Here is an 8,927-nt window from a genome sequence, read left to right on the forward strand (position 1 = left end):
GAACGCGTCCTGCTGCCCAAAGCCGACGCCGCCTGGAACCTGCACGAACTCACCCAAGAACGCGGCATCCAGCTCAGCGCCTTCGTGATGTTCTCGTCCGTCGCCGGTGTGCTGGGTAATGCCGGACAGGCCAACTATGCGGCGGCGAACGCGTATTTGGACGCGCTCGCACACCACCGTCGCTCACTGGGGCTGGCCGGCCAGTCCCTGGCCTGGGGCCTGTGGGCCGAGGCCAGCGGCATGACCGGAGCACTCGACGCGACAGACCACGAGCGGCTGGCCCGAGGTGGCATCCGCGCACTGCCCCGGGAGCAGGGACTCGCGCTGCTCGACGCGGCGTGGAGTACGGACTCGGCGATGCTCGTGCCGGCCGTGTTCGACGTGCCTGGGCTGCGTACCCGCGCGCAGCAGGGCGGCACGGTGCCGCCGCTGCTGCGGAAGCTGGTGCCGTCGGCGAGCCGGGCACTGGCTCGCGTCGGCTCGGCTCCAGCGACGGCGGACGGCCTGGCCGGGAGGCTGGTTGCGATGCCGGCCGCAGAGCGGGAGGCATTCCTGCTCAACGTCGTACGCGGCGAGATCGCCGCCGTGCTCGGGCACTCCTCCCCGGGGACGATCGATGAGGAGCGGGCGTTCAAGGAGCTGGGCTTCGACTCGCTGACCGCCGTCGAACTCCGTAACCGCCTCAACTCCGCCACCGGTCTCACGCTGTCCAGCACCCTCATCTTCGACCACCCCACACCGGTCAGGCTCACCGGCCACCTGCTCTCGCGCATCCAGGGCACGAGCAGCACACCGGTTTCCGGAGCGGCCTCTCCTGTCGTCGCCACGAACCCGGACGAGCCGGTGGCGATCGTCGGCATGGCATGCCGCTACCCCGGTGGCGTGTCGTCGCCGGAGGACCTGTGGCGGCTGGTCGCGGAAGGCACGGACGCCATCTCCGGCTTCCCCACCAACCGCGGCTGGGACGTGGAGAGCCTCTACCATCCCGATCCCGAACATCTCGGAACGTCCTACTCCCGTGAGGGCGGATTCCTCTACGAGGCCGACGAGTTCGACCCGGTCTTCTTCGGGATCAGCCCGCGCGAGGCCATGGCGATGGACCCGCAGCAACGGCTGCTGCTGGAGACGGCCTGGGAGGCACTGGAGCGCTCCGGCATCGCACCCGACTCACTGCGCGGCAGCCAGACCGGCGTCTTCGCCGGGATCATGTACGACGACTACGCGAGCCGACTGAACGGCGCGCCGGAGGGGTTCGAAGGCCAGCTGCTGACCGGAAGCGCGGGCAGTGTCGCCTCGGGCCGTATCTCGTATGCGCTGGGCCTTGAGGGTCCGGCGGTGTCCGTGAACACAGCATGCTCGTCGTCGTTGGTGGCGCTGCATATGGCGGCGCAGTCACTGCGTCAGGGCGAGAGCACTCTCGCGCTGGCGGGCGGGGTGACGGTCATGGCGTCACCGGAGCTGTTCGTGGAGTTCAGCCGCCAACGAGGACTCTCCGCCGACGGCCGCTGCAGACCGTTCGCGGACGCGGCTGATGGTACGGGGTGGGGCGAGGGCGCGGGACTCCTCGTCCTGGAACGGCTCTCCGATGCCGAACGCAACGGACACCCGGTGCTGGCCGTGATACGCGGCTCCGCAGTCAACCAGGATGGTGCGAGCAACGGCCTCACCGCGCCCAACGGTCCTTCCCAGGAACGCGTCATCCGCCAGGCGCTGGCTGGGGCGGGACTGACTCCGGCAGAGGTCGACGCCGTCGAGGCCCATGGCACCGGCACCACCCTCGGCGATCCGATCGAGGCGCAGGCACTGCTTGCGACGTACGGACAGAACCGCCCCGACAACCGGCCGCTCTATCTGGGATCCATCAAGTCGAACATCGGTCACACCCAGGCCGCCGCAGGCGTCGCAGGTGTCATCAAGATGGTGATGGCGATGCAAACCGGCGTGCTGCCGCAATCACTGCACGTCGACGAGCCATCGACGCATGTCGACTGGACGGCGGGAGCCGTCGAGATCCTGACCAAGACACGCCCCTGGCCTGACGTGGAACACCCGCGCCGCGCCGGCATTTCCTCCTTCGGCATCAGCGGCACCAACGCGCACGTCATCATCGAGCACTCGCCCAAGGACGCACCCACAGACGAGCCCGAATCCCTCAGCGGGCCCGTCCCGTGGCTGGTGTCGGGGAAGTCCGCTGTGGCGTTGCGGGCGCAGGCGGGGCGGTTGTCGGCGGTTGCGGGGGCTGATCCGGTGGCGGTGGGGCGGGCGTTGGTATCGTCCCGGGCCCAGTTCGATCACCGTGCCGTCCTGATCGGCGGGTCGGCGGAGGAGCTGCTGGCCGGGGCCCAGGCCCTGGCGGCTGACGAGCCGTCGCCGTTCGTGGTGTCGGGTCAGGTCGCCTCCAGCACCGGGCGGGCGGTGCTGGTGTTCCCCGGCCAGGGATCGCAGTGGGCGGGAATGGCCGTCGAGCTGGCCGAGGCGCTGCCCGCGTTCCGTGAGCGTTTGGACGAATGCGCGGTGGCGCTGGAGGAGTTCACGGACTGGGGTCTGTGGGATGTCCTCAACGAAGCCGACAACACGGCGTCACTTGAACGGGTCGATGTCGTCCAGCCCGTCCTCTGGGCCGTAATGGTGTCGCTGGCCGCAGCCTGGGCCGAGCTGGGAGTCGTACCGGATGCGGTTGTCGGTCATTCCCAGGGTGAGATCGCGGCGGCCACGGTCGCGGGGATCCTGACCCTTGAGGACGGCGCCCGTATCACCGCGCTGCGGTCGAAAGCCCTGACCGTACTGGCCGGCACCGGCGGGATGGTTTCCGTGCCGCTGCCCGCGGCGGAGGTCCAGACCCACCTCGACACCCACGCCCCCACCCTCACCATCGCCACCATCAACGGGCCTACGTCCACCGTCATCGCCGGCGACGTCACAGCGCTGGAAGATGTGCTCGCCCACTACGAAGCTGCGGATGTGCGGGCGCGGCGTATCGATGTCGACTACGCCTCCCACACCCCCCACATCGACCAACTCCAGGACACACTCGCCGAGCTGCTGGCCCCCGTCACCCCACAAGCGGTGACGGACATCGCGTTCTACTCCACCGTGACCGGTGAGCGTGTCACCGACACCACCACGATGGACGCCACGTACTGGTACCAGAATCTGCGCGGGACGGTCCGGTTCGAGACCACCACCCGCACCCTCCTCGCCGACGGCTACAGGTTGTTCATCGAGTCCAGCCCGCATCCGGTCCTGACCATCGGCATCCAGGACACCACCGACACCACGGAAACACCCGCCACCGTCATCGGCACCCTCCGCCGACAACAGGGCACCCTCACCCAACTCCTCACCTCCGCCGCCCACGCCCACACCACCGGCACCCCCATCAACTGGACACGCTTCCTCCCTCAGACGCAACAAGCGGTCGATCTGCCCACCTATCCCTTCCAGCGCGAGTCGTACTGGCTCAACCCGACCAGCCGGGTACTCCAGGACGCCACCTCGCTGGGCCTGTCGGGGGCTGAGCATGCGCTGCTCGGGGCGCGGATCGACCTCGCCGACACCACCACCCTCTTCACCGGCCGGCTCTCCCTCAGCACCCACCCCTGGCTCGCCGACCACGCCGTGGCCGGCACCGTCCTCCTCCCCGGGGCCGCGCTCGTCGACCTCGCCCTGCACGCAGGACTCCACACCGGCCACCCCCACCTCACCGAACTCACCCTCCACGCACCCCTGATCCTCGACGAGCACACACCCCGCCAACTCCACGTCACTCTTGAACCCGCCCACGACGGAACCCGCACCCTCACCATCCACACCCGCAGGGACGACGGCGTGGACACCGAGGCCGAGTGGGTCCAGCACGCCGACGGCACCCTCACCCAGGACAAGCCTGTCCTGCCGGCGCCGCCCACCACCTGGCCCCCCGCCGGCGCCGAACCGGTCGACATCACCAACCTCTACGAGGACCTGCACACACGCGGCTACCACTACGGCCCAACCTTCCAGGGCCTCACCACCGCCTGGAAACACGGAACCGACCTCTACGCCGACATCACCCTCCCCGAGAACACCGACACCACCGGCCACACCATCCACCCAGCCCTCCTCGACGCAGCCCTCCACACCGCACTCCTCACCACCAACACCGACAACACCGAACTCCACCTCCCGTTCACCTTCACCCACACCCACCCCCACGCCACCCACGCCACCCACGCCCGCGCCCACCTCACCACCCACAACAACACCCACACCATCCACCTCACCACCCCCACCAACCAACCCCTCCTCACCACCACCCTCACCACCCGACCCACCACCCCCCACCACCTCACCACCCCACTCCCCCTTTACGACCTCCAGTGGTCTCCCCTGGCCTTCGACCCTGCAGGCGACGCTCCCGCGCACACGGTGTACGACGTCACCGGCGACGTAACAGCCGACGGCCACCTCACCGCACTCCGCACCACCCTCAACACCACACTCACCTACATCCAGAACTGGCTCACCAACCCCGACCACACCAACAACCACCTCGTCATCCTCACCCACCACGCAACCCCCACCCCCAACAACAACCACAACGAACCGATCAACCTCACAACAGCCCCCCTCTGGGGACTCATCCGCACCACCCAAACAGAACACCCCAACCGCATCACCCTCATCAACACCGACGACCACCCCACCTCCCAACACAACCTCACCCCCACCATCACCACCGCCCTCACCCACAACCACCCCCAAATCACCCTCCACCACGGCACCCCCCACACCCCCCACCTCACCCCCACCAACACCGAAGACACAACGGCCTCCCCCGACATCGAGGGAACCACCCTGATCACCGGCGGCACGGGTGGCCTGGGCGGTTTGGTCGCGCGGCATCTGGTCACCGAGCGCGGTGCGCGGCATCTGCTGCTGGTGAGCCGACGAGGTTCGGACGCCAACGGCGCCGCCGAGCTGGCTGGCGAGCTGCGCGAACTGGGCGCGACCGTCACGGTGAAAGCGTGTGACGTGGCCGACCGCCAGTCCCTGGCGGACCTCCTGGACACCGTCCCCGCAGATCACCCCCTCACCACCGTGATCCACGCGGCAGGCGTACTCGACGACGCCACGGTAGAAGCGTTGACACCCGAGCACATCGAACGCGTCCTGCTGCCCAAAGCCGACGCCGCCTGGAACCTGCACGAACTCACCCAAGAACGCGGCATCCAGCTCAGCGCCTTCGTGATGTTCTCCTCCCTCGCCGGGGTCATCGGCGCCGCCGGGCAGGCCAACTACGCCGCGGCCAACACCTATCTCGATGCCCTCGCCCACCTGCGACGCTCCCAGGGTCTTCCCGCCCAGTCGCTCGCGTGGGGCCTATGGGGCGAAGCGAGTGGAATGACCGGGCACTTGGACTCGACCGATCAGCAGCGCCTCGCGCGTACCGGCATCGCGCCGGTCACCACGGAGGAGGCTCTCGGGCTCCTCGACCAGGCTCTGGCCGCTGGTGACCCGTTCCTCGTCACCGCGCGCCTGCAACGCAGTGCGCTTCAGGACCAATCGGCGGCCGGCACCCTGTCGCCGATTCTCCAGGACCTTGTCCGCAGCAGCCCGACGCTCCGCTCGGTCTCCCGGTCCGGTCCGGCAGGGGCGGCGGGGTCCGAGGGCGCGGCGCAGGCCAAGCACGGATTCGCCGCGAGGCTGGCCGAGGCCACGGGGAGTGAGCGGGGCCGGGTGATCCTCGACCTGGTCGTCGGATCCGTCTCCGGGGTGCTGAGGCACAGCTCGTCGGCGTCCATCGACCCGAATCAGGGCTTCCTCGACCTCGGGGTCGACTCCCTGACGGCCGTCGAACTCCGCAACCGCCTCAACGCCGTCACGGGCCTGCGCCTGCCCACCACCACGGTCTTCGACCACCCGACGTCGTCCGCCCTCGCGGCGTACCTCGGCAACCAACTGGCCACGTCCCTGGACCCGTCAGGCACCAACGTATCGAACGCGTCGAACGGGACGGGCGGCGGCAACGGGACGATCGGTTCGGGCGCGCCCGATCCGCTGTCCGCCGTTGATCAGCTGGAAAGGGCTCTTGCCGGACGGCTTCCTTCCGACAACGACGATCGGGGACAACTCGCCCGCCGACTGCAGACGTTGGTCGCGCAGCTCAGCGCAGGTCACACCGACGCAAACGCCGACGCCGACAGCAACAGCTTGCGTGGAGCGGACCTGGACGCGGCTTCCGATGAAGAGATCTTCAGCCTCATCGACCACGACTTGGGGATCTCTTCCGATTCCTGAGCGCAACCGCACGACCGATACGCATTCGATTCGAACGAGGAGATTCACCATGGACAGGGCATCGAAAACCATCCTGGTCACCGGCGCCACCGGCGTGCAGGGCGGTTCCGCGACCCGGAAGCTGCTCGCCGACGGCTGGCGGGTGCGGGCCATCACCCGTAACACCGGCCGGCCCGCCGCCCAGGCGCTCGCCGCGTTGGGCGTGGAAGTGGTGAAGGCGGACCTCGACGACACGGCGTCTCTGGCCGAGGCGGCACGCGGTGCGTACGGCGTGTTCAGCGTGCAGGCCGCGGCCGGCTCCGACGTCCCGGACGACTTCGAGTGGCAGACCGAGGCTCGCTGGGGGAAGAACCTGGCCGACGCCGCCTCGGCCGCGGGTGTCGAGGCGTTCGTCTACTCCTCGGCGAACGGCGCCGACACCCCGATGGACCTGCCCATCCTGGAAGCCAAGTGGGCCATCGAGGAGCACATCCGCACCCTTGGTCTGCCGGCCACCGTCATCCGGCCGACGTCGTTCATGGAGAACAACTTCCACCCGCTGGTCGGCCTGCGCAACGGCAAGCTGATGACGGCGCTTCGGCCGGAGGTCGGACAGCAGTTGATCGCCGCCGAGGACATCGGCGCGTTCATCGCGCTGGCCTTCGCGCAGCCGGAGATCTTCCGCGGCAAGAGCCTCGACATCGCGGGCGACGATCTGACGTCCCCCCAGATTGCCGAGGCCATCAGCAAGTCCACCGGCCGCAGCGTCGAGTACGTCCAGATCCCCATCGAATCGCTGCGCGAGCGCAGCGAGGAGGCCGCCAAGGGCTACGAGTGGCTGAACGAGCGCAAGATGACACTCGCCGACATTCCCGCCCTGCGTGAGCTGCACCCGGGGCTGCTGAGCTTCAAGACGTGGCTGGAACAGCGCGGTGGCAAGGAAAAGATCACGGCGTACCTGGACAGCCAGTCGCCCTCGGCCTGATTCAGCCCGGGAGGAACACGTATCACCGTTACGCGCGTCCTGAGAAATCCTCAGGACCGCACAAGCATCGACCCACTCGACAGGGAAAGCGAGGAATGAATCATGGCCGAGAGTTCCACCGTTGACTCATCTGATTCACTGCCCGGATATCCGATTGAGCGACAGTGCCCCTACCGCCCCCCGGCCGAGTACAGCGAACTCCGCACCGACGGCCCGGTGACGCAGGTCCGGCTTTTCGACGGACGCACCATGTGGGCGGTCACAGGTTACGAAGAAGCGCGTACGCTCCTGGCGGATACCCGCCTCTCATCGAGCCGGAAGTACGCGAATCTCACGTTCCCGGTTCCGATCCCTTCGCTGCCGTCGCTGGACCAGGAACGGCCCGTACGCAGCCCGCTCATCGCCACCGATCCGCCGGAACACGGCGCACGGAGACGAATATTCATACCCCACTTCACCGTGAAGCGTATGAACACTCTGCGACCGGGAATTCAGGCGATCGTCGACTCCCGCGTAGACGAGATCCTGGCGGACGGCGCGACATCAGCGGATCTGGTCGCGCAGTTCGCGTTGCCGATTCCGTCCATCGTGATCTGCGAATTGCTCGGCGTCCCCTACGAGGACCACGAGTTCTTCGAGGAGCAGTCGCTCCGCCGCTTCGATCCAGTCCAGGGCGACGCGATGATCAAGCTGTACGACTACCTGGACGAGCTGATCCTCCGTAAGACGGCCAACCCCGGGGATGGCCGGCCGGGCCTGCTCGACGAGTTGCTCGCCAATCAGGTCAAGGAGGGTCTGCTCGACCACGCCGGTCTGGTGATGTTCGCTCTGGAGCTGCTGATCGGCGGACACGACACCACGGCGAACATGATCGCTCTCGGCGTGCTCACGCTGCTGGAGCACCCCGAGCAGCTCGCCGCCGTCAGGGGGAGCGACAAGGCGCTGTCCGGTGCGGTGGAGGAGCTGCTGCGGTCGCTCGCCATCGTCAACTCGCTGTCCCGTGTGGCCACGGAGGACATCGAGATCGCGGGCCGGACCATCCGCGCCGGCGACGGCATTCTCGTCTCGCCGCCCGCCGTGAACCATGACGCGCAGGTGATGGAGCACCCGGAGGAGTTCCGGGTCGACCGGACGGACCGGCGCCACATCGGGTTCGGCTACGGCAACCACCAGTGCCTCGGGCAGAATCTCGCCCGGCTGGAGATGGAGGTCGCGTACCGGACGCTGTTCAAGCGTGTCCCGGAGCTGCGGCTCGCGATTCCGCTGGACGAGGTCAAGCCGCGCGAGGGCATGCTCGCCGGCGTCCTGTCCCTCCCGGTGGCCTGGTAGGGACAGCGATGGGCAACGGTGAGACGGCCGACACCGCGGCGACTGCCGACACCGCGGACACGGCGGGGACGACAGACACACAGGTGCGTGTCACTGCGGATCGTGATCTGTGCATCGGGGCCGGGCAGTGTGTGCTGGCCGCGCCCGAGATCTTCGACCAGGACGACGACGGCCTGGTCGTCGTCGTGGACAGCACGCCCCCCGAGAGCCGGCTGGACGCGGCGGACGAGGCGGCCCTGATGTGCCCCGCGCGCGCCATCAGCGTCACCGACGGCTGAGCACCCGCCACAAGGCACAGCACCAGGCGCCAGCGCAACGCAGGACTGGCCGTGCACCACCGTCCGGTGGCTGTCTC

General features: G+C 68.3%; 4 protein-coding genes. All 4 read left to right on the forward strand.

Translation table 11 applies throughout. The annotated features are described in order from the left end of the window. A partial coding sequence (locus ACFUN8_RS36030; protein WP_383647300.1) for an SDR family NAD(P)-dependent oxidoreductase occupies positions 1-6,279 on the forward strand: 6,279 nt, incomplete at its 5' end. Positions 6,280-6,328: 49 nt separating this feature from the next. Further along, a complete protein-coding gene (locus tag ACFUN8_RS36035; protein ID WP_383647303.1) occupies positions 6,329-7,243 on the forward strand; it encodes an NmrA/HSCARG family protein in 915 nt (304 codons plus the stop codon). A 468-nt stretch (positions 7,244-7,711) separates the two neighbouring features. After that, positions 7,712-8,572, forward strand: a complete 861-nt coding sequence (locus ACFUN8_RS36040) for a cytochrome P450 (RefSeq protein WP_383647306.1) — start codon at positions 7,712-7,714, stop codon at positions 8,570-8,572. Between the two features lie 83 nt (positions 8,573-8,655). Continuing rightward, a complete protein-coding gene (locus ACFUN8_RS36045; RefSeq protein WP_383647309.1) occupies positions 8,656-8,850 on the forward strand; it encodes a ferredoxin in 195 nt (64 codons plus the stop codon). Positions 8,851-8,927: the final 77 nt, after the last annotated feature.

Source organism: Streptomyces sp. NPDC057307 (genome assembly GCF_042667665.1).
Lineage (GTDB): Bacteria > Actinomycetota > Actinomycetes > Streptomycetales > Streptomycetaceae > Streptomyces.

What these genes read in the sequence shown, in the direction of transcription:
- ACFUN8_RS36040 (WP_383647306.1), top strand. Translation starts at nt 7,712, where the DNA reads ATGAACACTCTGCGACCGGGAATTCAGGCGATCGTCGACTCCCGCGTA.
- ACFUN8_RS36035 (WP_383647303.1), top strand. Translation starts at nt 6,329, where the DNA reads ATGGACAGGGCATCGAAAACCATCCTGGTCACCGGCGCCACCGGCGTG.